Raw genomic sequence first — 26,993 nt, 5'->3', positions numbered from 1 at the left:
ATTCTTGCCAAATGAGATCATTTGGTTAGTCTCTGATCTCGGGTCGCCCGACCAATAGCGTATTTCAAGTAAGCAAAGGGGCGGCCACTCTGGGAGGAGGAAACATGACTGAGACTAAAAAGTTCAACCGACGTTCGTTCCTGACGAAGTCCGCACTTGCTGGGGGGGCGGCGACCGGGAGCATGCTGGCCGCACCGGCGGTGCTGGCACAAGCGCCGATCGTCATCAAGATGCAGACGTCGTGGAACGACGCGAACATCTGGCAAGACTTTGCCCGCGATTATGCGACGCGGGTCGAGGAAATGTCGGGCGGGCGTCTGAAGGTCGACGTGCTGCCCGCGGGCGCGGTCGTCGCGGCGTTTCAGGTGCTCGATGCGGTGAATGACGGTTTGATCGACGCGGCGCATTCGGTGCCCGTCTATTGGTACGGCAAGAACAAGGCCGCATCGCTCTTTGGCACCGGCCCGGTCTTCGGCGGTTCTGCCACCACCATGCTGTCATGGTTCTACCAAGGCGGCGGTCAGGAGCTTTATAACGAGCTGACGCAGGATATCATGGGCCTCGACGTTGTCGGCTACATGGGCTTCCCGATGTTCGCCCAGCCCTTTGGTTGGTTCAAGAATGAGGTCAATACCGTCGACGACCTGCAAGGCTTCAAATACCGCACCGTGGGTCTGGCGGCCGATCTGATGGCGAAGTTGGGCATGTCGGTGGCGCAATTGCCGGGCGGGGAGATCGTGCCCGCGATGGAGCGCGGCGTGATCGACGCCTTCGAGTTCAACAACCCCTCGTCGGACAAGGACTTCGGCGCGCAGGATGTGGCCAAGAACTACTACCTGTCGTCCTATCACCAAGCCTCCGAGAGCTTTGAATTCCTGTTCTCCAAGATGTTCCTCGAAGACCTCGACCCCGACCTTCAGGCGATCTTGAAATACGCGGTCGAGGCGGCCTCAACCGCGAACACGGCCAAGGCGATGGACCGCTATTCGGCGGACCTTCAGTTCCTGCAAAACGAGGCTGGCGTGACCGTGCGGCGCACCTCCAAGGAAATCTTGGATGCGCAGCTGAAAGCATGGGATGAGCTGATCCCCGAGTTGGAATCCGATCCCTTCATGAAAAAGACCCTCGACAGCCAGCGCGAATGGGTCGACCGCGTGGCCTATTACGAGTTGATGAACTCGCCGGATTACGGGCTTGCTTATGAGCATTACTTCCCCGGCAAGATCAAACTCTGATCCCGCAAACCCATAACATCACCGCGAACTCCGGCGCATGGCGCGCCGGGGTTCGTGCGAGATACCGAGGGCATCATGATATCTTTCATTCGGTTCGCCGATAACCTTTCCGCATGGTTCGGCAAGGCTTTTGCGTGGCTCATTTTGCTGATGTCCATCGGCACGGGCTACGAAGTTTTTGTGCGCTATGTGCTGAACAATCCCACGGCTTGGGCGCTGGACGTGTCCTTCATCATGTATGGCACGCTCTTTATGATGGGCGGGGCCTATACGCTGTCGCGGGGCGGCCATGTGCGGGGGGATTTCCTCTATCGGCTGTTCCAGCCGCGCACCCAAGGCATGATCGACCTCGTGCTCTATATCATCTTCTTTTTCCCCGGCGTCACCGCGCTGATCCTCGCAGGTTGGAAATATGCCGCCCGTTCGTGGCAATACGGCGAGGTGTCGGTCAACAGCCCGGCGGGGGTTCCGATCTATCAATTCAAGGCAATCATCGTGGCGGCAGGCATCCTGCTGTTCATCCAAGGCATCGCGCAGGTCTGCCGCTGCCTTATTGCCATACGTTCCAACTACTGGCTCGAAGCCGAGGAAGACGTCTTTGAGACCGAAGACCTCATGATGCGCGAAGCCAACAAGGCCGAAAAGGGCCATCTCACATGACCGATCCGCAAATCGCCCTGATGATGCTTGGGCTGTTCATCGTCTTTGTTTTCCTGGGCTTTCCGATTGCTTTCACGCTGATGGCGATGGGCATCGGCTTTGGCTACTACGCCTATTTCGACGCGCGCCGCATGTGGCGCAGTTTCGACCGGCTGGACGAGGGGGCCGGCCAATGGGAGCAATGGTCGACCTGGTTTGAAGGGTTATTCAACAACCGAATATTCGACCTCTTCGTGAACCAGACCTTCACGGTGATGTCGAACGAAGTGCTGACGGCCGTGCCGCTGTTCCTTTTCATGGGCTATATCGTGGAGCGGTCGAATATCGTCGACCGGCTGTTCACCACGCTCAACATCGCGTCCAAGAACATTCCCGGCTCCATGGGTGTGGCGGCGCTGATCACCTGCGCGCTTTTCGCCACCGCCACCGGCATCGTCGGCGCGGTTGTGACGCTGATGGGGCTGCTGGCGCTGCCCGCGATGCTCAAGGCGCGCTACAACCCGTCCTTCGCGGCGGGCATCATCTGCGCGGGCGGCACCTTGGGCATCCTGATCCCGCCCTCGATCATGCTGATCGTCTATGCGGCGGCAACGAATGTCTCCATCGTGCGGCTTTACGCAGCCGCGCTGCTGCCGGGGCTGACGCTGGTGGGGCTTTACCTGATCTACATCGTCGGGCGCTCGCTGCTTCAGCCTTCATCGGCCCCGCGCCCCACGGCGGACGAGGTGCCGGACATGCCGATGGGCAAGCTGATGCTGATGATCGCCACCTCCTTCCTGCCGCTGGCCTTCCTCATTTTCGCGGTGCTGGGCTCGATCCTCTTCGGTCTCGCCACCCCGACGGAGGCGGCCTCGATCGGCGCGCTCGGCGGCATCTTCCTTGCCTTCATCTACCGCGCGATGACATGGCAGCGGATGCGCGAGAGCGTCTATCTCACGGTGCGCACCACGGCGATGGTCTGCTGGCTTTTCGTCGGTTCCTACACTTTCTCGGCGGTGTTCTCCTACCTCGGCGGGGAGCATGTGATCTCGGAGTTCGTGCAATCGCTGAACCTGTCTCCGATCATGTTCCTGATCCTCGCGCAGCTGATCATCTTCCTGTTGGGCTGGCCGCTGGAGTGGTCCGAGATCATCATCATCTTCGTGCCGATCTTCCTGCCGCTGCTGGCGGTTTTCGAGATCGACCCGCTGTTCTTCGGCATCCTCGTGGCGCTGAACCTGCAGACCAGTTTCCTCACGCCACCGATGGCAATGTCGGCCTATTACCTCAAGGGGATCGCCCCGCCCGAGTTGAGGCTGACGCAGATCTTCGCGGGGGTCATGCCCTTCCTGTTCTGCGTAATCCTGTCGATGATCCTGATGTATGTCTTCCCGCAGATCGTCTTCTACCTGCCGGAGGTGTTCTATGGGCGCTGAGCCAAGGATGACCGCCGCAGCAGCGCTTGGCGTGGTTGAACTGCGGGACCGTTTGGCGAGCGGCGCGTTGGACGCGCTGGCGCTGGTGGAAAGCTACATCGCGCGGATCGAAGCGCGCGAGGAGGTGGTGGGCGCTTGGGCGTGGTTCGACCCCGAGTTTGCCCGCGCGCAGGCCCGAACGCTCGACAATCATCGCCGGGCGGGCCGGCCGCTTGGGCGGTTGCACGGGCTGCCGGTGGGGCTGAAAGACGTGATCGACACGCGCAGCATCCCCACCGAAAACGGCGCGGCGCAGGACAAGGGGCGCGTGCCGCTGCGCGATGCTTTCATCGTCGAGCGGCTGCGGGCCGAGGGCGCGATCATCATGGGCAAGACTGTCACGACCGAACTGGCCTTCATGCATCCGAACAAGACCACCAATCCGCATAATCCGGGGCATAGCCCCGGCGGTTCCTCCCAAGGGTCGGCGGCGGCGGTGGCCGATGGGATGGTGCCCTTGGCCATCGGCACGCAGACCGGCGGGTCGGTGATCCGGCCTGCGTCCTATTGCGGGGTCACTGGGTTCAAACCAACCTTCGGCGCGATCCCGCGCCGGGGGGTGCTGACGCAATCGCCCTCGCTCGACACCATCGGTGTCTTTGCCAGCGATCCCGCCGGGGCTGCGCTGCTGGCCGAGGTGCTGTTCGGCCATGACCCCGAGGACAGTGCGACCGAACTCGCCCCGACCCCCGCGCTTTTGGCCGAGGCGCGCAGCGCGCCGCCGATCCCGCCGGTTTTCGGCTTTGTCCGCCCGCCGGGATGGGAGGATGCCGATCCGCAACTGCATGCCGCCTTTAAGGAACTGGTCGCAGCCCTTGGCGATCAGGCTTTCGAGATGCCCCTGCCGCCGGTCTTCAACGAAGCCGCCGAGGCGCGCAAACGCATCAATCTTGCCGAGATGGCCTATCATTTCTACCCCTATCTGCGCGACGGGGCCGAGCTGCTCTCACCCGTGGCGCGGGAGGCGATGGAGGCGGGCAACAAGGTGTTGGCCCGCGACTACCAATCGGCCCGCGACCTGCCCAAGGTGCTGACCGCCGCACTCGAAGAGTTGCTGACCCGTTGCGACGTGCTGCTCTGCCCTGCAGCCACCGGCCCCGCGCCGCGCGGGTTGGAGACCACCGGCGATCCGATTTTCAACGGTCTTTGGACGCTCTGCGGCAGCCCCTGCGTGACCCTGCCGTTGATGACCTCGGAAGAGGGGCTGCCAATGGGGGTGCAACTGGTCGGCGGTCACGGCCAGGATGGGCGTCTGATGCGCAGCGCCCAGTGGCTTTTCGACTGGGCCGATGGTGCAACTGAATGAGGATGAGACCATGAACCGCCTACTTGCCCTGCTCGCCTTTGCCGCGATTTCGGTGTTTTTGCTGATCCTCGCCGTAGAGGTGCCCAGCATCGACCTGATCATCATCGTTGCGGTGACCTTGGCCTTTGTGGCCTATGACTTTTTCACCTCCAGCCGGAAAGATCGGGACTGAGCCATGAGCAAACCCGTCATCTGGATCACGCGGCAGCTCTCCGAAGCCACGCTCGACCGCGCCCGGCGGGATTACGAGGTGATCTGGGATCCTGCCGACAATCCCGGCAGCGCCGAGGAGATCATCGCGATGAGCGCGCGGGTCGATGGGATGATCCCCTGTCATTCCGAGCATTTCAGCGCCGATGTGGTGGCGCGGCTCGACCCGCGGCTCAAGATCATCGCGAACCATTCCGTCGGGGTGGATCACTGCGATCTGCCCAGCCTCAAGGCGCGGGGGATCGTGGTGACGAACACGCCCGGCGTTCTGTCGGATGCCACGGCGGAACTGGCGCTGATGTTGATGCTGGGCGCGGCCCGTCACGCGGTTGCCGGGGACCGGCTGGTGCGCAGCGGTCAGTGGCAGTCGTGGTCGCCTGCGATGCTGGTGGGCAAACAGCTTTCCGGCGCGCGGCTTGGCATCATCGGGATGGGCGGCGTGGGCCGGGCCTTTGCCCGCAAGGCGCGCGGGTTGGATATGGAGGTGCATTACCACAACCGCCGCCGTCTGGACCCCGAAGCAGAGGCAGGCGCGACATATCACGCCGCGTTGGACGACCTGCTGGCGGTCTCGGACTTCCTCTCGCTGCACTGCCCCGCCACGCCTGAGACGGTGGGCCTTATGAACGCCGCGCGCTTGGCGCGGTTGCCAAAGGGCTGCGTCATCGTGAACACCGCGCGGGGCAATCTGGTGGATGAGGCGGCGCTGCTCGACGCGCTCACCTCGGGCCACGTCGGCGCGGCGGGGTTGGATTGCTTTGTGACCGAGCCGGGCGGCAACCCTGCCTTTGCGGCCCACGATAACGTCATGATGATGCCCCATGTCGGCAGCGCCACCGTGGCGACCCGTGATGCGATGGGCTTTAAGGCGCTGGACAATCTCGACCATTTTTTCCGGGGCGAGACGCCGCCGGATCAGCTTTAGCGGCAGCGGCCCTCTAGGTGGCGCGTGAGGGCGGGGCAGGGGTGTTCCGCCGCTGCCGTCGCGGGGCGGGTAGGGTGATGATGGCCAAGCAGCCGATCACCAGCGCCACGCCGACCCAGCCCAGCGGGGGCAGGCGTTCGCCCACAATGACCACGGCCAGCACCGCCGCGACGACCGGCTCGAACAGGGTGATTACGGTCGCCGTGCTCGCTTCAACCCGGGCAAGGCCGTAGCCAAAGGCGATATAGCCCAGAAACATCGGCACAGCGGCCATGTAGAGCCCCACCGCGGCGTTGGTCCAAGAGGCCAGAAACGCCCCGCCCGAGACCGCCAGCACCGGCATCAGCAAGAGCCCGCCCAGCCCAAAGGTCGCCCCCATGGCCACGGCAGAGCGGGTGCCTTGCAGCATCATCCGGCGCGCGCTCCATGAATAAAGCGCGTAGGTGAAGCCGCCGATCAGACCCAGCAAAACGCCCAGAGGGACGGAAGGCGCGCTTGCCGCGCCGCCGTGCGCCTCGCCCTCGGCCAAGCAGATCAGCCCCATGCCGATCAGGCCCACCGCCGCGCCGAAGGACCAGCGCAGGGTCAGGCGGCGGCCATCCAGCAGGTATTCGATCAGCGCCGAAAGCAGCGGGGCAGAGCCGATGGTGATGACCGTGCCCACCGTCACCCCCGCCAGCCGCATCGCGCCGTAAAAGGCCAGCGGATAGACCGCCACCGCCAGCGCGCCGATGACCAGCAGGCGGCGCTGTTGCCAGAGCCGACTGCGTTGGTGCAGGATGCCCCGCCCGGCCCAGAGGGCCTGCGCGACCCCGCCCAGCCCCATGGCAGCGGCACCGATGGCGGCGGCGCTGACCTCGGGGGCGAAGGTGGCAGCGGTGCCGGTCGTGCCCCAGACCACGGCGGCGAAGAGGATGGCGATCACGCCCCAGCGGTGGTTTTGCATCATGGAAACGTCCCTAGCATGTCATTGGTGCGGGCGCGCATCGCGCAGCAGCGTTTTGGCCAAATGCTGCGCGGCAGTCACGGCCTGCGCCCCGCGCAGCGGCCAAGTCTGAGTGAGCCCTTCGAGGATCAACAGCAACTCGGTTTCCGCAGCCGGCAGATCGGCGGCTGCGGCGGCCTTGACCGCGACCTCGGCCTTATGGCGCGAGAGCAGGGCGTGCAGTTGCTCGCTGCCGGGGTCGGCGGCGACGGCGGCGTGGAACAGGCAGCCGTGAGAGGTTTCCGTCTCCATCCACTGCCCGACGCGGGCCAAAATCGTCTCCAGCGCCTCGGTTGGGGGCTCGGGCAGATCGCCGAAGACCAGCGCCAGATAGCGTTGCTGCCGGTTCTCCAGCGCGGCCAGCACCATTTCGGCGCGGGAGGGGGTGTATTTGTAGAGCGTGCGCAGGCTCACCCCGGCCGCATCGCGCAGGTCTTCGACGCTGGGCTCGGCAAAGCCGCGCGTGGCAAAGGCACGTTCCAGCCCGGCGGCGATCTTGCTTTTGGTCTCTGTCATGCTTGACCCTGTAGAGGGGTCGCTCTACCTACGCAAGTAGAGCAATCATTCTACCGCGACCATCTACCCCTGAAGGAGCCCGTGCGATGACCCTACCCAAGACCATGAAAGCCATGCTGCTGACCGGCCATGGCGGCTTGGACAAGCTGGAATGGCGCGAGGATGTCGCGCTGCCAACGCCCGCCCCGGGGGAGGTGCTGGTCCGCGTCGGCGCGGCGGCGGTGAACAACACGGATGTGAACACGCGCACGGGCTGGTACTCCAAAGCGGTGCGCGGCGACACCGGCTCGGCGGCGGGTGAGGGCTACGGCGGCGCGGCAGACGCCGATGGCGGCTGGTCCGGCGCTTTGAGCTTTCCGCGCATCCAAGGGGCCGATTGCTGCGGAGAGGTGGTGGCCGTGGGCGCGGGTGTCGATCAGCACCGCATCGGCGAGCGGGTTTTGATCCGGCCCATGTACAGCCCGGCGGGCGCGGGGCCGGACGATCTGGTCACCTTCGGATCAGAGCGGGACGGCGGTTTCGCGGAATATGCCACCGCCGAGGCCAGCAATGCGCTGCGGGTCGACAGCCCCCTCACGGACGTTGAGCTTGCGTCCTTTCCCTGCGCCTTTTCGACCGCCGAGGGAATGATCCAGCGTGCCACTTTGGGGGCCGAGCGCGTGTTGATCACCGGCGCCTCGGGCGGGGTCGGCTCGGCGGCGGTGCAACTGGCGAAACGGCGCGGCGCCCATGTGACGGCGGTGACCAGCCCCGGCAAAATGGGGGCGCTGAAGGCGCTTGGCGCCGATGAGGCGCGCGACCGGGATGCGACCCTGCCGGAGGACAGCTATGACGTGGTGCTCGACCTCGTGGGCGGGGCGGGTTGGCCCAAACTGCTCGACGCGCTGGTGACGCGCGGGCGCTACGTGACCTCGGGCGCGATTGCCGGGCCGATCGTGGAGTTGGACCTGCGCACGCTCTATCTCAAGGATCAGACTTTGATGGGCAGCACGCGGCAAGAGCCGAGCGTTTTTACCGACCTTGTGGGCTATATCGAACGCGGAGAAATCCGACCTGTCGTCGCGGAAAGCTATGCGCTGCGCGATCTGAAACAGGCGCAGGAAGCCTTTCTTGAGAAATCCCACATGGGAAAGATCGGCATCACGGTGGCCGGTTGAACACGAAGGCGGGCCGTTTGCCCAAAGGCAGGCGGCACTTTCTTGTCGATAAGTAAATTAGATTGATTTAGTCGTTGACTCACCCCCTCCCATTTGGGATTTGTCCCTTGAGACGCCGCATGAACCGGAGGGGAGGCCAGTTTGCAGCAACAACAGACAGTCGCCGACCGCGCCGCGCGCGGGTCGAACCAAAGCGGGATGCGGGCCTATAACGAGCGGCTGGTCCTGTCGCTCATCCGCCGCAGCGGGCCGACCTCCAAGGCCGAGGTTGCCCGGCTCACCGGCCTCTCGGCGCAGACCGTATCCGTCATCATGCGCGCCCTCGAAGCGGAGGGTCTGCTGAAGAAAGGCGCGCGGGTGCGGGGGAGGGTCGGGCAGCCATCGGTGCCGATCAGCCTGAACGCCGAGGGCGCGTTTTTTCTGGGTCTGAAGGTCGGGCGGCGCAGTGTCGAATTGATCCTGACCGATTTCGAAGGGCAGGTGATCCGCCACAGCAGCGAGACCTACGCCCATCCCACGCCCGATGCGGTCATGTCCTTTGCCGCGCGCGCTTTGCAGGAGGCGCTCGCTTCTCTCTCCCCGGACCAGCAGGCGCGGGTGGCCGGACTGGGCGTCGCCTTGCCGTTTGGTATCTGGGAATGGGACGTCGCGGGCGGCGATCTGAGCGCGTGGCAGACCTTTGATATCGAAGCGGCTTTGGCGGAACTGGTCGATCTGCCGATCTATATCTGCAATGACACCTCTGCCGCCTGCGGGGCGGAACTGGTCTTTGGCGCGCAGGACAAACCGCGCGATTTCCTCTATTTCTACATCGGCTATTTCGTTGGCGGCGGGTTGGTGCTGGACCGCAAGCTCTACACCGGCAAAAGTGGCAATGCCGGGGCGCTCGGCTCCATGCCATTGGCCGGGGATCCGGCGCGGCAATTGGTTGACGTGGCTTCCCTAGCGACTTTGGAGGCCGCCTTGCACAAGGCCGGAGAGACCCGCCGCGCCCCGTGGAGCGATCCGGCGGCTTGGGGCTTTGGTGATGACATTTTGCACCCATGGCTCGACAGTACGGCTGAGGCCTTGGCGCAGGCGGTCCGGGCCGCGACATGTTTGATTGATTTCGACACGGTCATGATCGACGGGTCGGTGCCCGCAGAGGTTCGCGCCGCATTGGTCGCCCGCACCCGCCGCCACCTCGCCGCCCGGCCCCTGCCGGGCGTCACCCTTCCCGAATTGCGCGAAGGCACAGTCGGCAGCGACGCCCGCGCGCTCGGCGCGGCGAGTCTGCCGCTCTCGGACCGTTTCCTCGTCGACCGCGACGCATTTTTGAAAGGCTGACAGATGATCCTTTGCTGCGGAGAGGCCCTGATCGACATGATCCCCACGCCGACCAATGCAGGCCCGGATGGCTTTGTGCCCCATGCGGGCGGGGCGGTGTTCAACACGGCCATCGCTTTGGGCCGGCTCGGGGCGCAGGTGGGGATGCTCTCGGGCCTGTCGTCGGACATGTTCGGGCGGCTGTTGGTCGACGGGTTGAAGGCAAGCCATGTGGATGTGTCCCATGTCGCTCTGTCCGACCGTCCGACGACGCTGGCCTTCGTGCGGCTGGTGGGCGGCCACGCAACCTATGATTTCTATGACGAAAACTCCGCCGGGCGGATGATCACGCCCGAGGATATGCCCGCCTTGTCGAGCGCGGTTTCGGCGCTTTATTTTGGCGGGATCAGTCTGGCCTGCGAGCCGGGGGCGGATGCCTATGCCGCGCTGTTGGCGCGCAACGCCGAGGGCCGCGCGGTGATGATCGACCCCAACATCCGCCCCGGTTTCATCAAGGATATCGAAGGTTATCGCCACAGGCTCGACCGGATGCTGGCGCTGTCGGATATCGTGAAAGTGTCGGATGAGGATCTGAACTGGATCAACCCCGCGCCGCTGTCGCTGCGCGACAAGGTGGCCGAGTTGCTAAAGAAGGGCCCGTCGGTTGTCATCCTGACCCGCGGGGGCGAGGGGGCGACGGGCTATCTGGCGAATGGCGAAGAGGTGCAAGTGCCCGCCGTGAAGGCCGAGATCGTCGATACGGTCGGCGCAGGCGACACGTTCAACGCAGGCGTTCTGGCCAAGATGTCCGAGCTGGGGCAGATGCATAAATCGGCGCTCGCCACCCTTCCGCCCGAGGTGCTGTCCGACGCGCTGGCCTATGGCGCGCGGGTTGCCGCCGTGACCGTTTCGCGGGCCGGGGCGAACCCACCTTGGGTAGAGGAAATATGAAATGTTGAAGAACCGCCTATCTTTTTCGCTCAAATATGTTAGCGCTATCAGTGGCCGCCCGGAAGGGCGCGCGAAAGGGGTGGCGATGGCGTTGAACAGTCGAAAACAGGGTGCCGTCGCGCGCCCACGCAGGTAGAAGGGCTGACCCCATGGTATCGCGCGTCATCCCCGTTGATCCTTTCGACCTCGTCATTTTCGGCGCGACCGGCGATCTTGCCCGGCGCAAGATTCTGCCCGGACTGTTCCACCGTTTCACCGTCGGCCAGATGCCTGAGGCCGCGCGGATCGTCGGTGCGGCGCGTTCCGAGCTTGATGCCGAGGCCTTCCGCAAGATGATCCGCGACAGCCTGTTGGAGTTCGCCCCCAAGCTCGTGCAAGAGCGCGCCGCCTTGGAGCGGTTCCTTGGCATGGTGCAATACGTGCGCGTGGATGCCTCGGGCGATGCGGGCTGGGCAGACCTCAAAGACCTGATGCGCGATGATGTGGTGCGGGCCTTCTACCTCTCGGTTTCACCGTCGCTCTTCGGCACGATTGGTGGCAAGCTGCATGACCACGGCATCGCCACAGCCGAGAGCCGCATCGTCGTCGAAAAGCCCTTTGGCCATGATTTGGAAACCGCGCAGGCGCTGAACGCCGATCTGCGGGCCAATTTCGACGAAAGCCAGATTTACCGGATCGACCATTACCTTGGCAAAGAGACGGTGCAGAACCTCATGGCGCTGCGTTTTGCCAATGCGCTGTGGGAGCCGCTGTGGAATTCCACCCATATCGACCATGTGCAGATCACCGTGTCCGAAAGCCTCGGTGTCGAAGGGCGGGGCGAATACTACGATAAATCGGGCGCCATGCGCGACATGGTGCAGAACCACCTGATGCAGCTTTTGTGTCTGACGGCGATGGAGCCGCCCTCGCGGTTTGACCCTAACGCCGTGCGCGACGAGAAGGTGAAGGTGATCGAGGCGCTGGAGCCGGTGGCGCAGAAGGATATCGCCCGCGGCCAGTACCGCGCCGCCAATGGCGCGGGCAGCTACCGCGACCATGCGGGCGACCCCGACAGCCGCACCGAAAGCTTTGTCGCGATGAAGGTGAAGATCGCCAATTGGCGGTGGGCGGGCACGCCGTTCTACCTGCGCACGGGCAAGAAACTGCGAGGGCGCAGTTCCGAGATCGCGGTGATCTTCCGCGACCCGCCGCATATGATCTTCCCCGCGACGGAAGGCCACAAGGGCAACGCCCTGATCATCCGGTTGCAACCGGACGAGGGCATCACCCTGCGCAACACCATCAAAGACCCCGGCCCCGGCGGCATGCGGCTCGCCGAAGTGGCGCTGGATATGACCTTTGCCGATGCCTTGGGCGAGCAGGGCGCCCCGCAAGACGCCTATGAACGGTTGATCATGGATGTGATCCGCGGCGATCAGACGCTTTTCATGCGCGGGGACGAGGTCGAAGCCGCTTGGGCTTGGGCCGATCCGATCATTCATGGCTGGGAAGAGACCCGGCAACCCCCGTACCCCTATGACCCCGGCAGCTCCGGCCCCGAAGAGGCGCTGATGCTGATGCACCGCGACGGTCGCCGCTGGCGCGAGATCACACGAAAGGACGAGACATGACCCTGCATTCCACGATTGACCGCGTCACCGACCGTATCATCGCCCGCAGCGAGGCGACCCGGCGTCCCTACCTCGACCGGATGGAAGCCGCCCGCGCCAAGGGTCCGGCCCGCGCGCATCTGTCCTGTAGCGGACAGGCCCATGCCTATGCCGCCTCTGGTAAGGACAAGGACCGGCTGGCAACCACTAGCGCAGGCAACCTCGGGATCGTGACGACCTATAACGACATGCTCTCGGCGCATCAGCCGTTTGAGCGCTACCCTGATCTGATCCGCGACGCCGTGCGGGCGGCGGGCGGCACCGCGCAGGTGGCAGGCGGGGTGCCCGCCATGTGCGACGGGGTGACGCAAGGCGAAGCGGGGATGGAACTGTCGCTTTTCTCGCGTGATGTGATCGCCTTGGCGGCCTCGGTGGCGCTCAGCCACAACACCTTTGACGCGGCGGTTTTCCTTGGGGTCTGCGACAAGATCGTGCCCGGGCTGGTGATTGCGGCGCAGGCTTTCGGCCACTTGCCCGCCGTCTTCCTGCCTGCCGGGCCGATGGAAAGCGGGCTGTCGAATGACGAGAAAGCCAAGGTGCGCCAGCAGTTCGCCGCGGGCGAAGTCGGGCGCGACGCGCTGATGGCCGCCGAGATGGCCGCCTATCACGGGCCGGGCACCTGCACCTTTTACGGCACTGCCAACACCAACCAGATGTTGATGGAGTTCATGGGGCTGCACCTGCCGGGGGCGAGCTTTGTGCCGCCAAACGGGCTGCTGCGCGATGCGCTGACCCAAGAAGGCGCGAAACGCGCGCTGGCGCTGAGCGCTTTGGGCAATGATTACACGCCCGTCGCCTCGGTTCTGGATGAAAAGGCTTTTGTGAACGGGATCGTCGGCCTCAACGCCACGGGCGGATCGACCAACCTGCTGATCCACCTCATCGCCATGGCACGGGCCGGGGGGATCATTCTGGATTGGGAGGATTTCTCAGACATCTCCGATGTCACGCCGCTACTGGCGCGGGTCTATCCAAACGGTCTGGCGGATGTGAACCATTTCCACGCCGCCGGGGGGTTGGGCTATATGATGGGCGAATTGCTCAACTCCGGCCATCTGCATCCCAATACCCAGACCGTCGCCGGACAGGGGTTGGAGCATTACACCGCCGAGCGAAAGCTGAAGGCCGAAGGGCTGATCTGGGAGAAGGGCGCGGGCGAGAGCCTGAACGAGAAAATCCTCCGCCCCGCCAGCGATCCTTTCCAGCTCACGGGCGGGCTGCGCCGCATGGCGGGGTCGCTCGGGACCGCTTGTATGAAAGTCTCTGCCGTGGCACCCGAACATCACGTTGTCGAAGCCCCGGCGCGGGTTTTCGCGGATCAAAACGAGGTGAAGGCAGCGTTTAAAGCGGGCGAGTTGACTGGCGATCTGGTCGTCGTCGTCCGCTTCCAAGGGCCCAAGGCCAACGGCATGCCCGAGTTGCACAGCCTGACGCCGCTTCTGTCGATCCTTCAGGGGCGCGGGCAAAAGGTGGCGCTGGTCACCGATGGGCGCATGTCGGGCGCGTCGGGCAAAGTGCCTGCGGCGATCCACGTCAGCCCAGAGGCGGTCGATGGTGGCCCCATCGCGCGGGTGCAGGATGGCGATCTGCTGCGCGTCGATTCGGTGGCGGGCAGGCTGGATGTTCTGGCCGGGGGCTTTGAGGACCGCCCCAACGCCACCACCGATCTGTCGGCCTATCACGCTGGCACGGGGCGCGAGCTTTTCGCCATGTTCCGCAATACCGTCGGGGCCGCCACCAGCGGCGCGACCATTTTTGGAGGTTGATCCATGACATTGAACGCAAAAGACGCCAGCCGTCGCACCCGCGACATCTGCGCCCTGGCCCCGATCGTGCCGGTTCTGGTGGTCGAAGACGCCGCAACGGCGCGCCCCTTGGCCGAGGCACTGGTCGCGGGCGGACTGCCCGCTTTGGAGGTGACCCTGCGCACCCCTGCCGCTCTCGACGCGATTGCCGCCATGGCCGAGGTCGCGGGCGGCCATGTGGGGGCGGGCACGCTCATCACCCCCGATGACGTGCGCGCGGCGAAACGGGCGGGGGCGACCTTTGGCGTCTCGCCCGGTGCTACCGATGCGTTGCTCGCGGCCTGCGAGGAGGAAGAGTTGCCCTTGCTGCCCGGCGCCGCCACGGCGAGCGAGGCGATGCAGTTGCTCGCGCGCGGCTATGACATGTTGAAGTTCTTCCCCGCCGAAGCCTCGGGCGGAGCGTCCGCGCTCAAGGCCATCGGCGCGCCCCTGCCGCAGATCACCTTCTGCCCGACGGGCGGTGTCAGCCCCGACAATGCGGAAAGCTACCTGAGCCTGCCAAATGTGCTTTGCGCGGGCGGCAGCTGGGTCGCGCCGAAGAAGCTGATCGACGCCGGGGACTGGGCCGGGATCGAAGCGCTGGCCCGCGCCGCAGCGCAATTGGGCAAGGCCGGTTAACCCCGAAAGAAGGCCTGACTCCCCCCGACCCTTGCTGGCTGGAGGAACTTATCTCTATATTGACTTTAGTTTACGCGCGCTGCGTTTCGTCAAGGGAGGGTTAAGATGAGCCAGCAGAAGATCCGCAATATGGAGGAGTTTGCCGCCGTGAGCGGCATTTCGCGGCCCACCCTGTCGAAATACTTTAACGATGCCGACAGCGTGCGGCGCTCGACCCGGGAGCGGATCGAAGCGGCGCTGAGCCAGTACGATTATCGCCCGAACGTCTATGCGGTGAACCAAAACCGCCGCAAAACCCGTAACATCGGCGTGGTCGTGCCCAACCTCGCCGACCCGTTCTTTTCCGAGATTGGCCGCGAGGTGGAACTGGCCTGTCTGGCCGAGGGTTATAGCCCGATCTTGCTCAGCTCGCACGGCAACCCGGCGCAGGAGCGCGCCAATCTCGACTCGCTTCGGGCGCTGAAACCGGCGGGCGTACTGCTGGCGCCCTTCGGCAAAGCCTCGGACCGCGACGAGATCGCGCGCTTTTGCAAGGACGTGCCGGTGGTGACCTTTGACGCCAATGTCGAAGGGGTTTGCGAGGCCTTTGTCGGCACCGACAACTTCCAAAGCGTTGATTTGATCGTCGAATATCTCTGCCGCAGCGGCGAGCCGCCCTGTTTTTTCGAGATGAAGACCCCCAGCAACCCCAACGCCAACAAGCGCCGCCAAGCCTATCTGGAAGCGATGGAGCGGCACGGCTTTGCGCCGCATATCCATCAGGTGCCGGGGGAGGGCTGGAATTTTGAAGAGATCGGCGCGACCGAGGGCGGCAAGCTGATCTCGGCGGGGGCGCTCGAGACGGATACGGTGCTTTGCTCGAATGACCGTTTGGCCATCGGGATGCTTTCGGCGGCCTATGAGATGGGGCTGCGCGTGGGGCATGGCAAGGATTGCGCCATGCGGATCGCGGGGCAGGACGACCACCCGTTCTCGCGCTATACCTGCCCGCCGCTGACCACCATCGCGCAGGATTACGGGGCCATCGCGAATCGTGCCGCCAGTACCCTGTTTCGCATCATCGAAAGCGAAACCCGGCTGACCGAGCGCGAAGAAACGCTGTTTGACGGCAAGCTGGTGATGCGCGCCTCTGCCTAAGTCATTGAGTTCGCAAGTTGCCCAGAAAATAGTTATCGCGCGTAAATTTTAATTTGACTGCGCGTTGCGTAGGTCGTTAGTCTCGGTTCATCATCTATAGAGGGAGGAACTATCGATGTTCTGCGACAGATCACTTTACGCCGCGACGGCCTTGGGCCTGATCATGGCGGGCGGCGCGGTTGCCGAGACGATCACCATCGCCACCGTGAACAACGGCGACATGATCCGCATGCAAGGCTACACCGACAAATTCACCGAAGAGACCGGCCACGAAGTGGACTGGGTCACCTTGGAAGAGAACGTGCTGCGCCAGCGCGTCACCACCGACATTTCGACCAAGGGTGGCTCTTTCGACATCATGACCATCGGCATGTACGAGACGCCGATCTGGGGTGCGAACGGCTGGCTGGTGCCGCTGGACGACCTGAGCGAAGACTATGACGCAGACGATATCCTGCCCGCCATGGCCGGCGGCCTGAGCCACGAAGGCACGCTTTATGCGGCACCCTTCTATGGCGAAAGCTCCATGATCATGTACCGCACCGATCTGATGGAAAAAGCCGGCATGGAAATGCCGAAAGACCCAACATGGGAATTCATCCGCGAAGCCGCCGCCGCGATGACCGATCGTGAGAACGACATCAACGGCATCTGCCTGCGCGGCAAGGCCGGTTGGGGCGAGGGCGGTGCGCTGATCACGGCGATGTCCAACTCCTTTGGCGCGCGCTGGTTCGATGAAGACTGGAACGCCCAGTTCGACACCGAGGCATGGGCCAACACGATCAATTTCTTCAAAGACCTGATGGATGAAAGCGGCCCGGCGGGCTATGCCTCCAACGGCTTCAACGAGAACCTCTCGCTGTTCCAACAGGGCAAATGCGGCATGTGGATCGACGCCACCGTGGCGGCCTCCTTCGTGACCAACCCCGAGGATTCCACCGTGGCGGACAAGGTTGGCTTTGCGCTGGCACCGGACACCGGCCTTGGCAAACGCTCCAACTGGCTCTGGGCATGGGCGCTGGCGATCCCGGCAGGCACTCAGAAAGAAGATGCCGCGAAAGAGTTCATCGAATGGGCCACCTCGAAAGACTATATCGAGATGGTCGCCGAGAACGAAGGCTGGGCGAACGTCCCTCCCGGTGCGCGCAAGTCGCTTTACGAGAACCCCGAGTACCAAAAAGTGCCCTTCGCACAGATGACGCTCGACTCGATCCTCTCGGCTGATCCTGAGAACTCCACCGTCGATCCGACACCTTATGTCGGTGTGCAATTCGCCGCGATCCCCGAGTTTGCAGGCATCGCGACGGAGGTGAGCCAAGAGTTCTCTGCCGCCTATGCCGGTCAGCAGACCGTCAAAGAGGCGCTTGAGAAGGCCCAAGACCTGACCAACGACGCAATGGAAGCCGCAGGCTACCGTTAAGCCGCCGCTTCACCGCCTAAAGGGCGGCGGCCTGCGCCGCCCTTTTCCGCCCCACCACCCGATATGATACCCTTCACCTGAGCGCGGCATCCGCCGCCGGCAGAGGAGATGTGCCCGATGGCTACCCAACATTCCCGATCAGCGGCACGCTTGATGATGGCCCCGGCGGTGGTCTTGCTGCTTGGATGGATGCTCATCCCGCTGACCATGACGCTCTACTTCTCGTTCAAGAAATACCTGCCGATGCGCGGCGGTGATCTGGGTTGGGTCGGCTTCGACAACTATGTGCGCTTCGTCACCTCCAGTTCCTTCTGGCCCTCGGTGATGACCACGCTGATCATCGTCGGGGGTGTGCTGGCGATCACGGTCTGCCTCGGCATCCTGCTTGCCCTTCTGCTGAACCAGCCGATGTGGGGGCAGGGCTTTGTCCGCATCCTTGTCATCGCGCCCTTCTTCGTCATGCCCACCGTGTCGGCGCTGGTGTGGAAGAACATGTTCATGGACCCGAACTATGGCCTGTTCGCGCATCTGTGGGAGTTTTTTGGCGCCACCCCGGTGCAATGGATGAGCCAAGCCTCGCTCTCGTCGATCATCATCATCGTATCCTGGCAATGGCTGCCCTTCGCGACGCTGATCCTGCTCACCGCGATCCAGTCGCTTGACCGCGAGCAGCTGGACGCCGCCGAGATGGACGGCGCGCCGGTGACCAAGCGTTTCGCCTATATCACCCTGCCGCATCTGGGCCGCGCGATCACCGTGGTGATCCTGATCCAGACGATCTTCCTGCTGTCGATCTTCGCGGAGATCTTCGTGACCACGGGCGGGGCGTTTGGGACCAAAACACTGACCTATCTCATCTTCCAGCGCGTGCTGGAAAGCCAGAACATCGGCCTCGGATCGGCGGGCGGTGTCTATGCAATCATTCTCGCCAATTTCGTCGCCATCTTCCTGATGCGCATCGTCGGCAAGAACCTGGACGCCTGAGGAGGAGACATCATGGCACGCGCAGTCACCAGACAACGCAAGATCGTCAACACGGCCCTCGCTTGGGGCATCGGTTTCCTGATCTTCTTCCCCATCCTTTGGACCATCCTCACCAGCTTCAAGACCGAAGCGCAGGCCATCGCCGATCCGCCGATCTTCCTTGGCTTCGATTGGACGCTGGCGAATTACGAGGCGGTTCTGGAGCGGTCGAACTACGGGCGCTTCCTGTGGAACTCCATCGTGATCGCGGGCGGCTCGACCATCCTTGGCATCATGATCGCTGTGCCCGCCGCATGGTCGATGGCCTTCGTGCCCGGCAAGCGGACCAAGGATATCCTGCTCTGGATGCTCTCGACCAAGATGCTTCCCGCGGTGGGCGTGCTCTACCCGATCTATCTGCTCTGCATCCAGTTCGGCGTGCTCGACAGCAAGATCGCTCTGGTCATCATCTTGATGCTCATCAACCTGCCGATCATCGTCTGGATGCTCTATACCTACTTCCGTGAAATCCCCGGGGAGATCTTGGAGGCGGCCCGGATGGATGGGGCTAGCCTGCGCGAAGAGGTGCTTTACGTCCTCACGCCGATGGCGGTGCCGGGCATTGCCTCAACCCTGTTGCTGAACTTCATCCTCGCATGGAATGAAGCTTTCTGGACGCTCAACCTCACCGCGGCCAAAGCGGCACCGCTCACCGCCTTTATCGCGAGCTATTCCAGCCCCGAAGGGCTTTTCTACGCCAAGCTCAGCGCGGCCTCCACCATGGCCATCGCGCCAATCCTCATCCTCGGCTGGTTCAGCCAGAAACAACTCGTCAGCGGCCTGACTTTCGGCGCGGTCAAGTAAGCAAGGGACAGTCACATGGGACAAATCAAACTCAATCAGGTTTCCAAAAGCTTCGGCGATGTGGAAGTCATTCCACCCCTTGATCTGACCATCGAAGACGGCGAGTTCACGGTCTTTGTCGGCCCCTCAGGCTGCGGTAAGTCGACCCTGCTGCGGCTGATCGCGGGGCTGGAGGACATCACCTCGGGCCTTATCGAGATCGACGGCACCGATGCGACTAACGTGCCGCCCGCGAAACGGGGCTTGGCGATGGTGTTCCAGTCCTACGCGCTTTATCCGCATATGTCGGTGCGCAAGAACATCGCCTTTCCGATGAAGATGGCGGGCGTTCCGGCGGATGAACAGCAACGCCGGATCGAAGCTGCTGCCAAGGCGCTGAACCTCACCGACTATCTTGACCGCCGTCCGGGCCAACTCTCGGGCGGCCAGCGCCAGCGGGTTGCCATTGGCCGTGCCATCGTGCGCGAACCTTCGGCTTTCCTTTTTGACGAGCCGCTGTCGAACCTCGACGCCGCGCTGCGGGTTGGTATGCGTCTTGAGATCAGCGAGTTGCACAAGCGGCTGGCCACGACGATGATCTACGTCACCCACGATCAGGTCGAAGCGATGACCATGGCCGACAAGATCGTCGTGCTGCGGGCGGGGCATATTGAACAGGTCGGCTCCCCGCTTGAGCTTTACTACAAGCCGCGCAACGAATTCGTCGCGGGTTTCATCGGCTCGCCCAAGATGAACCTGATCAAGGGCGTCGAGGCCGAAGCGCGCGGCGCACCAACCATCGGCATCCGGCCTGAACATTTCGACGTTTCCACCACCGAAGGCGCGTGGGAGGGCACCATCGGCGTGGCCGAGCATCTGGGCTCCGACACCTTCTTGCACGTCCATGGCGTGGCGGGCTGCGACCCGATGACCGTGCGCGTGGATGGCGAATTGTCGGTCCGACATGGGGACCGGATTTTCCTGACCCCGCAGGCGGACAAGCTGCACCGGTTCGACGCGCAGGGCCTTCGGGTCGAGTAATGCAAGCGGCAGGAATGACAGGCCGACCCCCGCACCCTCTCCCCGGTGCGCGGCCCTCTGAGGATGTGGATCATGGATAAACTGGTAGACCTTTCGAACGCGACGCTGGGTGATCTCGACATCGCCCACCCCAGCTATGACCGCTGCGCCCTGACCCCCGGCATCGTGCATATCGGCGTGGGCAATTTCCACCGCGCGCATCAGGCGTGGTATCTGCACCGTTTGATGCAGAACGGCCAAGCGCATGATTGGGCGATCCTTGGCGCCGGCGTGCGGCCCTATGATGCGGCCATGCGCGAAAAGCTCCTGGCGCAGGACTGTCTGACGACGTTGATCGAACTCGACCCCGCGCAGACCTCAGCCGAGGTGGTGGGCTCCATGATCGACTACCTGCCGATCGAAGAGGGCAACGGCGCCCTGATCCGCGCCATGGCCGATCCGGCCATTCGCATCGTCGGGCTGACCGTCACCGAAAGCGGCTATTACATCGACCCCGTAAGCAAGGGGTTCGACGCGGCCCATGCCGATATCATCCATGACGCGGCTCATCCCGACACCCCGCGCACCGCCTTTGGGGCCATCGTCGCGGCCCTGCGGCTGCGCCGCGATGCGGGGCAAGGCCCGTTCACCGGACTGAGCTGTGACAATCTGCAAGGCAATGGCGAAATCCTGCGCCAAGCGGTCGTGTCGCTGGCGCGGCTGTCCGACCCGGCGCTGGCCGATTGGATCGAGGCAAACGCCAGTTTCCCCAACTCCATGGTCGATTGCATCGCCCCAGCCACCGGCCCCGCCGAGATTGCGCAGGCGCGGGAGTTCGGTGTGAACGACGCCGCCCCCGTCACCCATGAGGCCTTCCGCCAATGGGTGATCGAAGACGACTTCTGCGCAGGCCGCCCGGATTGGGATCAGGTGGGGGCGACCTTCTCGGACGAGGTGCACGCCTATGAGAAAATGAAGATCCGCATCCTCAACGCGGGCCATCAGGTCTTGGCCAATGTCGGTGAGGTGCTGGGGATCGAGACGATCTCTGCCACCATGGCGCATCCGGCGATCCGTGCGATGTTCCACCGCGTGCAGGCCGAAGAGATCACCCAGACGGTCGCCCCGGTGCCGGGCATGACGCCGCTGGCCTATCTCGATCTGATCGAACAGCGCTTCTCAAACCCGCGCATCGTCGACACCACCCGCCGCGTCGCCTTTGACGGCTCGGCGCGGCACACCGGCTTTGTCCTGCCGATCCTGCGGGATCAACTGGCGGCGGGGCGTTCGGTCAGCGGTCTGGCCTTGGTCGAAGCGCTTTGGGCCCGGATGTGTGCGGGCACGCGGGAGGATGGCAGCGAGATCGTGGCGAATGATCCGATCTGGGAGACTTTGAAAGAGGCGGCGCAGGCCGCGCGGACGCGACCCGAAGCGTGGCTTGAGCAAGAGCGTCTCTACGGTGATCTGGCGCAGGCCGAGGCGTTTCGCGATGCCTTTGTCGCTTGGCTCTCGCTCATTTGGGACGAGGGGGCGGTCGCGGCGATGAGTGCTTATACGCAGGCCGATGAGAGCAACGGCCGCGCCAGCAAGGCCAGCTGAGGATTAACTTTGGTCGGGTTTCAAAAACCCGACCAGCAGCGCCGACAGGGCCACCATGACCGCCGCCGCCCCCAGCATCAGGGGCAGGCCGCCGATCTGATAGCTCAGCCCCGACATGAGCGTGCCTAAGAGCCGCCCGGCGGCATTGGCCATGTAGTAAAACCCCACATCCATCGTCACCCGCTCGGCCTTGGTGAAAGAAAGGATGAGGTAGGAATGCAGAGATGAGTTCACCGCAAAGACCGCGCCAAAGGCCAAGAGGCCGATCACAAGCGTCACGGTGAGCCAACCCTGCGGCCCGTTGCTGACCAGCGCCGCCAGCATGAGCGCCGCGGGCACGGCGGCAAGCGACCATGCCCATCCCTTCGCGGCTAAGATCAGGTCTTCTGCCGGGCGGTATTTCGCGCGGAGCAGGCGCGGGGCGTAGATCTGCACCATGCCGTAGAGGATCACCCAGACCGCCATGAAGGCGCCGATCATGAAAAAGGCGGCGCGGTTGCTTTCCTCCGTCCCGTCCGAGAGGACCGCGTAGAAATAGATCGGGATGCCCACCACGAACCACACGTCCCGCGCGCCGAAGAGAAACACCCGCGCCGCGCTGAGCCAGTTCACATTGGCGGATTTTGAGAAGACTTCCGAGAACTTCGCCCCCTTGCGGCCCTTGGGCAGGCCGGGCGGCATGGCGGTCAGCACGGCAATCAGGATCAGCGCAAGGATCGCGGCCATCCCGAGCACCGCCCAGACAAAACCAAGCGTCGCCAGCAAAGCCGCGCCGAGCAGAAAGCCCAAGCCTTTGACCATGTTCTTGGACCCGGTCAGCAGCGCCACCCAGCGAAACAGCCCGCCATCCTCAGCCGGGGCGAGCAGTTTGACGGCGGATTTCGATGACATTTTGGCCAAATCCTTGGCCACGCCGCTGGCCCCCTGCACCAGCATGACAAAGACGACCGAGGCGCCAACCGCCCATGTGGGGTCAAGCTGCGCCAGCGCCAGCAGCGCCACGATCTGCAACCCCAGCCCCGCATAAAGCGTCGAGGCCAGCCCGAAGCGCGCCGCGATCCAGCCCGCGCAGAGGTTGGTGACAACGCCCGCGATCTCATACAGCACAAAGAGATAGGCCAGTTGCACCGGCGAAAAGCCCAGCCGGTGGAAATGCAGCAACACCAACATGCGCAACGCGCCATCGGTCAGCATGAAGGCCCAATAGGCCGCCGTGACCGCGATATAGGCCGAGAGCCCCTCGGGGCGGGTCGCGCTCGGGCTCACAGGTTTGCCCCGACCATCAGCGCCACATCGACCAGACGGTGGGCATAGCCCATCTCATTGTCGTACCACGCATAGATTTTCACCTGCGTCCCGTTCACCACCATGGTGGAGGGCGCATCGACGATGCTGGACCGCGTGTCATTGGTGTAATCGGTCGAAACCAGCGGGCGCTCCTCATAGCCGAGGATATTTTTCAATTCCCCTTCGGCGGCAGCTTTGAACAGGGCGTTTACCTCTGCCACGGTCGTCTCCCGCTCCACCTCGAAGACGCAGTCCGTCAGCGAGGCGTTCAGCAGCGGCACCCGCACCGCATGGCCGTTCAAGCGGCCTTTGAGTTCGGGATAAATCAGGGTGATCGCCGTGGCGCTGCCCGTGGTGGTCGGGATCAGGGAGTTCAGGGCCGAACGGGCGCGGCGCAGGTCTTTGGCGGGGCGGTCGACGATGGTCTGCGTGTTGGTCACATCGTGGATCGTAGTGATGGAGCCATGTTTGATCCGCAGCGCCTCATGGATGACCTTCACCACCGGGGCGAGGCAATTGGTCGTGCAGCTTGCCGCCGTGACGATCCGGTGGCGGGCAGGGTCATAGACATCGTCATTGACGCCATAGACGATATTGGCCGCATCCCCGTCTTTTACCGGGGCCGAGACAACCACTTTTTTCACCCCCGCTTCGAAATAGGGGGCGAGTTTTGCCTCGGTCTTGAAGACGCCGGTGCAGTCGATCACCACATCCACCCCGTCGAGCGGCAGCGCGCCGAGGTCGTGTGTGCCGATGAAGGACAGGCGGGTGCCGTTGATCGTCACGCTGTCCGCGTCATGGGCGAAATCGGCCTGCCAGCGTCCATGCACCGTGTCGAATTCCAGCAGATGGGCATGCATTTCCGGGTCGCCCACCGCGTCGTTGATCCATGCAATCTCGGCCCCCTGTTCCAGCAGCGGTTTCAGGGCGAGCTTGCCGATACGGCCAAGGCCGTTGATCGCGTAGGTGGTCATGCGGGGGTTCCTCTCTGGTTGGTTTGGCCCGCGTCATCCAGCGCCTTTTGCAGCGAGATACGGTCGAGCGAGGCAATCGGCAGGCTGGTAAAACCCAGCATCCGGTTGCGCAGGGTGCCATAGGCCTGTTGGAAGGCGAGGCTTTTTTCCGCGTCGGAGCCTTCGACCTTGACCGGATCGGGCAGCCCCCAATGCGCCGTGATCGGCTGGCCCGGCCAGGTGGGGCATTCCTCATTGGCGGCTTGATTGCAGACGGTAAAGACGAAGTCGAAGGCAGGCGCATCCGCGGCCTGAAACTCAGAGATATGTTTTGACCTGAGGTGGGCCACATCATGGCCCTTTTGCTTGAGCACTTCGACGGCGAAAGGGTTCAACTCAGATTGCGGGCGGGTGCCTGCGGAATAGGCGTTGAACCGGTCCCCTGCGAGGTCGCGCAGGATGCTTTCGGCAAAGATCGACCGGGCGGAATTGCCGGTGCAGATGAACAGGACATTGAACTTGTCCTCGGTCATGGGTGCGTGTCCATCTGAAGAGATGAGGGGGAGGCAAATCTCGGGCCGGCCACGGCAGCAGTCGTTCAGCAGGTAGCCGATGGTGTCCCGCGCGGCCTCGATGTCGATCGCATAGCGCAGAGAGGTGCCCTGCCGTTTTTGGCTCACCAACCCCACCTGCATCAGCGCGCCGATATAGGTCGAAAGCGTGTTGGGCCTGAGGCCGAGCGCCTGCGCCAGTTCGGTCGCGGGCACCCTGTCAGGGTAGCGGCGCGTGAGCAGCCGAAACAGCGCAAGGCGCTGTGGATGGCCGAGGGTGGCAAGGCGGTTGGGGATCACTTGTTCCATAATTCATGAATTACAGAATTAGTCGGTTTTGCGCCAGTGAAGTTTTTGTAACAGGGCTCTCTCGCTTGTGCCCGGACTGGGCCCTGATCGCCGCGGTTCACCCACACCTATAAATATTACCAGCTTTACAGATGCGCCCAGGCACGCGCAGTCAAGATGCGCCGGAAATTTAATCAAACTATAACAAATGCTTGAAGATCGCCGGCGCGAATCTTGCTATCCGAGTTTGCGGCTGTGTTGAATGGCAGTCAGACATAAGATGCGCGCTTAGGCTGACGCGACCTTTTGACAGGGCCTGCCATTTGGCTCTGTTCCGGTCCCCGCTTTCGGAAGCCGCGCCCCTGTCCGCTGTGTTGGACGATCGTGTTTTTGTAAGGGGCGCATTGGTTTTTGGGCGGTGGCCGCTTTATGCTCTGCGCCATCTCGCGGGCAGGCGGACGTGCCGACCCTTCGTCGGGCGGCCCGTTTGCTTGACCCTTGGTCACCGGGGCAAAATTGCAACGCTTTGCCCGGTTTCCCCTATTGCGAGAAATCATTCGAGGGCGGACATATTCCCTCACTGGTTGAGGTGGCCTAACTGAATGCTCAGTTTTTAATCACATGAGCTTTCGAACGCCGCCCTATGGTGACACCGCTTTCCGACCGCTACCTCCTATTGAAAGAGCAACGCCCCGACATCAAACCCGCCGAGATGTTGCAGATCTTGGCGCAGGATATGGGGCTGAACAACCTGTCCTATCTGGGGTTTCACAAGACTGGCGCCAGCGGCAGCGATCCGGTCATTCACTCGACCTATGATCCCGCTTGGCTGACGCGCTACCAAGAGGAAAGCTACCATCTGATCGACCCGGTGGTCGACAAATCCCTCGAAGGCACCCTGCCGGTGGATTGGAGCGAGCTGCCCAAGGTCGACCGGACCACCCGCAATTTCTTTGGCGAGGCGATGGAATTCGGCGTGCGACAGAACGGTGTGTCGATCCCCATTCGGGATCATGTGCATGGCAAGGCGGTGCTGACGCTGAACTCTGACCTGCGGATACACGAATGGCGCAAATACAAGCGCGGGATCATCGCCGATGCGATCTATCTGGGCTGTCTGATCCAAAGCGATATGGTGGCGGATATCGCCCCCGCCGCGCCGGGGCCACGGCTAAGCAACCGTGAAAAGGAAGTGCTGAAATGGGCCGCTGTGGGCAAGACGGCATGGGAGACGGCGCAGATCATGACGGTGGCGGCCAGCACGGTGAACCACCATCTTTACAACGCCTGCGCCAAGCTGGACGTGACCAACAAGACCCATGCGGTGGCCAAGGCGATCCGGGCGCAGATCATCACGATCTGACCGGGCGGGGCAGGGCTTGGCGGCGGCTTTGCCGCACGGTAAGCCGCCCGCAACAAAGGAGAGCGATATGGAACTGCGCGACAAACGTATTTTGGTCACCGGCGGCAGCGACGGGATCGGGCGGCACATCTGTCTGAAGCTGGCGGAGACAGGCGCGCGGCTGGCCATTCTGGGCCGGGATGAGACGCGCCTCTTGGCCGTGGCCGAAGCCTGCCAAGCCGCTGGCGCAGCAGAGGCGGTGGGGCTGACCTGCGATCTGCAAGACCCTTCGGCGATCGACCAGACCGCCGCGCAGGTGGTGGAGCGTTTTGGCGGCTTGGACATCCTGATCAACAACGCAGGGATTTGGCACAAGGCAGGCCCGCTCGACACGATTGCGCCCGAGATGTTGCAGGCCACGGTGCAGACCAATTTGACTGGCCTCATGCAGGTGACACAGGCCACGCTGCCCGCGCTGCGCGACAATGACGAGGCGATCATCCTCAATATCGTCTCCAAATCCGGTGTCGTGGCGCAGGCGGGGCAGTCGGTCTATACGGCCACGAAATACGGCGTGCGCGGCTTTACCGAGGTGCTGAAGGCGGATGAGGAAAACACCGGCGTGCGGGTGGGCGGGCTGTATCAGTCTGGCACCAACACCGGCATGTTCGCCAAGGCCGGAGAGGATGTGCCGAACCATATCTTCACCGAGCCGGATGATCTGGCCGATGTGGTGGTCTTTGTCCTATCGCGTCCGCCGAAGCTTTGGATTCACGATATCCGTATCGAACTGTAAGCGCGGGCGCGGCGT

At 63.4% G+C, this 26,993-nt stretch carries 25 protein-coding genes; 20 read left to right on the top strand and 5 right to left on the bottom strand.

Annotated elements, in window-relative coordinates; all coding sequences use genetic code 11:
* The first annotated feature begins 104 nt into the window (after positions 1-104).
* From ACGYLC_RS13100 to ACGYLC_RS13075, 6 genes are all read left to right on the top strand, one after another.
* Complete coding sequence (locus ACGYLC_RS13100; RefSeq protein WP_067266961.1) at positions 105-1,235, top strand: TRAP transporter substrate-binding protein; 1,131 nt, start codon at positions 105-107, stop codon at positions 1,233-1,235.
* 75 nt (positions 1,236-1,310) lie between these two features.
* Positions 1,311-1,895 (top strand): TRAP transporter small permease subunit, encoded by a 585-nt coding sequence (locus ACGYLC_RS13095; protein WP_067266971.1) that lies wholly within the window; start codon positions 1,311-1,313, stop codon positions 1,893-1,895.
* The gene (locus tag ACGYLC_RS13090) at positions 1,892-3,310 is read left to right on the top strand and encodes a TRAP transporter large permease subunit (protein ID WP_394399554.1); all 1,419 of its coding nucleotides are present in this window, start codon (positions 1,892-1,894) and stop codon (positions 3,308-3,310) included. Before ACGYLC_RS13095 ends, ACGYLC_RS13090 begins: the two co-directional genes overlap by 4 nt.
* Positions 3,311-3,317: 7 nt before the next feature.
* Positions 3,318-4,655, top strand: coding sequence for an amidase (locus tag ACGYLC_RS13085; RefSeq protein ID WP_394423278.1), 1,338 nt, complete (start codon positions 3,318-3,320; stop codon positions 4,653-4,655).
* Positions 4,656-4,665: 10 nt separating this feature from the next.
* Positions 4,666-4,827, top strand: a complete 162-nt coding sequence (locus ACGYLC_RS13080; RefSeq protein ID WP_394399551.1) for a hypothetical protein — start codon at positions 4,666-4,668, stop codon at positions 4,825-4,827.
* Positions 4,828-4,830: 3 nt separating this feature from the next.
* The gene (locus ACGYLC_RS13075; RefSeq protein WP_394399549.1) at positions 4,831-5,790 is read left to right on the top strand and encodes a 2-hydroxyacid dehydrogenase; all 960 of its coding nucleotides are present in this window, start codon (positions 4,831-4,833) and stop codon (positions 5,788-5,790) included.
* Between the two features lie 13 nt (positions 5,791-5,803).
* On the opposite strand, the gene ACGYLC_RS13070 is transcribed toward ACGYLC_RS13075, so the two are convergent.
* Together ACGYLC_RS13070 and ACGYLC_RS13065 are read right to left on the bottom strand one after the other, a co-directional pair.
* On the bottom strand, positions 5,804-6,739 hold the full coding sequence (locus tag ACGYLC_RS13070) for a DMT family transporter (RefSeq protein ID WP_394423277.1): 936 nt from the start codon (positions 6,737-6,739) through the stop codon (positions 5,804-5,806).
* A gap of 18 nt (positions 6,740-6,757) precedes the next feature.
* Entirely contained in the window at positions 6,758-7,291 is a 534-nt protein-coding gene (locus ACGYLC_RS13065) for a TetR/AcrR family transcriptional regulator (RefSeq protein WP_394423276.1), read from the bottom strand.
* 86 nt (positions 7,292-7,377) lie between these two features.
* On the opposite strand from ACGYLC_RS13065, the gene ACGYLC_RS13060 reads away from it, so the two are divergent.
* The 12 genes from ACGYLC_RS13060 (at position 7,378) to ACGYLC_RS13005 (ending at position 21,761) form a co-directional block, all read left to right on the top strand.
* Positions 7,378-8,448, top strand: coding sequence for an alcohol dehydrogenase family protein (locus ACGYLC_RS13060; RefSeq protein WP_394423275.1), 1,071 nt, complete (start codon positions 7,378-7,380; stop codon positions 8,446-8,448).
* Positions 8,449-8,589: 141 nt separating this feature from the next.
* Positions 8,590-9,774: an ROK family protein gene (locus ACGYLC_RS13055; protein ID WP_394423274.1), complete on the top strand. Its 1,185-nt coding sequence runs from the start codon at positions 8,590-8,592 to the stop codon at positions 9,772-9,774.
* A gap of 3 nt (positions 9,775-9,777) precedes the next feature.
* Complete coding sequence (locus ACGYLC_RS13050) at positions 9,778-10,704, top strand: carbohydrate kinase (protein WP_394423273.1); 927 nt, start codon at positions 9,778-9,780, stop codon at positions 10,702-10,704.
* A gap of 149 nt (positions 10,705-10,853) precedes the next feature.
* On the top strand, positions 10,854-12,317 hold the full coding sequence (zwf, locus tag ACGYLC_RS13045) for a glucose-6-phosphate dehydrogenase (RefSeq protein WP_394423272.1): 1,464 nt from the start codon (positions 10,854-10,856) through the stop codon (positions 12,315-12,317).
* Complete coding sequence (edd, locus tag ACGYLC_RS13040) at positions 12,314-14,122, top strand: phosphogluconate dehydratase (protein ID WP_394423271.1); 1,809 nt, start codon at positions 12,314-12,316, stop codon at positions 14,120-14,122. Before zwf ends, edd begins: the two co-directional genes overlap by 4 nt.
* Positions 14,123-14,125: 3 nt before the next feature.
* On the top strand, positions 14,126-14,779 hold the full coding sequence (gene eda / locus ACGYLC_RS13035) for a bifunctional 4-hydroxy-2-oxoglutarate aldolase/2-dehydro-3-deoxy-phosphogluconate aldolase (RefSeq protein ID WP_394423270.1): 654 nt from the start codon (positions 14,126-14,128) through the stop codon (positions 14,777-14,779).
* 105 nt (positions 14,780-14,884) lie between these two features.
* Positions 14,885-15,916 carry a LacI family DNA-binding transcriptional regulator gene (locus tag ACGYLC_RS13030; protein ID WP_394423269.1) on the top strand — a complete coding sequence of 344 codons (1,032 nt, stop codon included), beginning with the start codon at positions 14,885-14,887 and terminating at the stop codon, positions 15,914-15,916.
* A 115-nt stretch (positions 15,917-16,031) separates the two neighbouring features.
* Complete coding sequence (locus ACGYLC_RS13025; protein WP_394423268.1) at positions 16,032-17,336, top strand: ABC transporter substrate-binding protein; 1,305 nt, start codon at positions 16,032-16,034, stop codon at positions 17,334-17,336.
* Between the two features lie 117 nt (positions 17,337-17,453).
* Positions 17,454-18,320, top strand: coding sequence for a carbohydrate ABC transporter permease (locus ACGYLC_RS13020; protein WP_394423267.1), 867 nt, complete (start codon positions 17,454-17,456; stop codon positions 18,318-18,320).
* Positions 18,321-18,332: 12 nt separating this feature from the next.
* On the top strand, positions 18,333-19,163 hold the full coding sequence (locus ACGYLC_RS13015; protein ID WP_136720471.1) for a carbohydrate ABC transporter permease: 831 nt from the start codon (positions 18,333-18,335) through the stop codon (positions 19,161-19,163).
* A 15-nt stretch (positions 19,164-19,178) separates the two neighbouring features.
* Positions 19,179-20,183, top strand: coding sequence for an ABC transporter ATP-binding protein (locus tag ACGYLC_RS13010; protein WP_394423266.1), 1,005 nt, complete (start codon positions 19,179-19,181; stop codon positions 20,181-20,183).
* Positions 20,184-20,255: 72 nt separating this feature from the next.
* Positions 20,256-21,761, top strand: a complete 1,506-nt coding sequence (locus tag ACGYLC_RS13005) for a mannitol dehydrogenase family protein (protein ID WP_394423265.1) — start codon at positions 20,256-20,258, stop codon at positions 21,759-21,761.
* 3 nt (positions 21,762-21,764) lie between these two features.
* On the opposite strand, the gene arsJ is transcribed toward ACGYLC_RS13005, so the two are convergent.
* From arsJ to ACGYLC_RS12990, 3 genes are read right to left on the bottom strand one after another with little or no spacing between them, the layout of a single operon-like run.
* The gene (gene arsJ, locus ACGYLC_RS13000; RefSeq protein ID WP_394423264.1) at positions 21,765-23,027 is read right to left on the bottom strand and encodes an organoarsenical effux MFS transporter ArsJ; all 1,263 of its coding nucleotides are present in this window, start codon (positions 23,025-23,027) and stop codon (positions 21,765-21,767) included.
* A complete protein-coding gene (locus tag ACGYLC_RS12995; protein WP_394423263.1) occupies positions 23,024-24,022 on the bottom strand; it encodes an ArsJ-associated glyceraldehyde-3-phosphate dehydrogenase in 999 nt (332 codons plus the stop codon). The genes arsJ and ACGYLC_RS12995 overlap by 4 nt, the downstream gene beginning before the upstream one ends.
* Positions 24,019-24,861, bottom strand: coding sequence for a helix-turn-helix domain-containing protein (locus ACGYLC_RS12990; protein WP_394423262.1), 843 nt, complete (start codon positions 24,859-24,861; stop codon positions 24,019-24,021). The genes ACGYLC_RS12995 and ACGYLC_RS12990 overlap by 4 nt, the downstream gene beginning before the upstream one ends.
* A gap of 622 nt (positions 24,862-25,483) precedes the next feature.
* Between ACGYLC_RS12990 and ACGYLC_RS12985 the strand changes: the two genes are divergently transcribed.
* Positions 25,484-26,203 carry a LuxR family transcriptional regulator gene (locus ACGYLC_RS12985; RefSeq protein WP_394423261.1) on the top strand — a complete coding sequence of 240 codons (720 nt, stop codon included), beginning with the start codon at positions 25,484-25,486 and terminating at the stop codon, positions 26,201-26,203.
* A gap of 67 nt (positions 26,204-26,270) precedes the next feature.
* Positions 26,271-26,978 (top strand): SDR family oxidoreductase, encoded by a 708-nt coding sequence (locus ACGYLC_RS12980; RefSeq protein ID WP_394423260.1) that lies wholly within the window; start codon positions 26,271-26,273, stop codon positions 26,976-26,978.
* Positions 26,979-26,993: the final 15 nt, after the last annotated feature.

It is taken from the genome of Sulfitobacter sp. 1A12157, assembly GCF_043557345.1.
Lineage (GTDB): Bacteria > Pseudomonadota > Alphaproteobacteria > Rhodobacterales > Rhodobacteraceae > Sulfitobacter.
The sequence above is the reverse complement of the archived record's forward strand: the minus strand, read 5'-3'. Positions and strand labels throughout refer to the sequence as shown.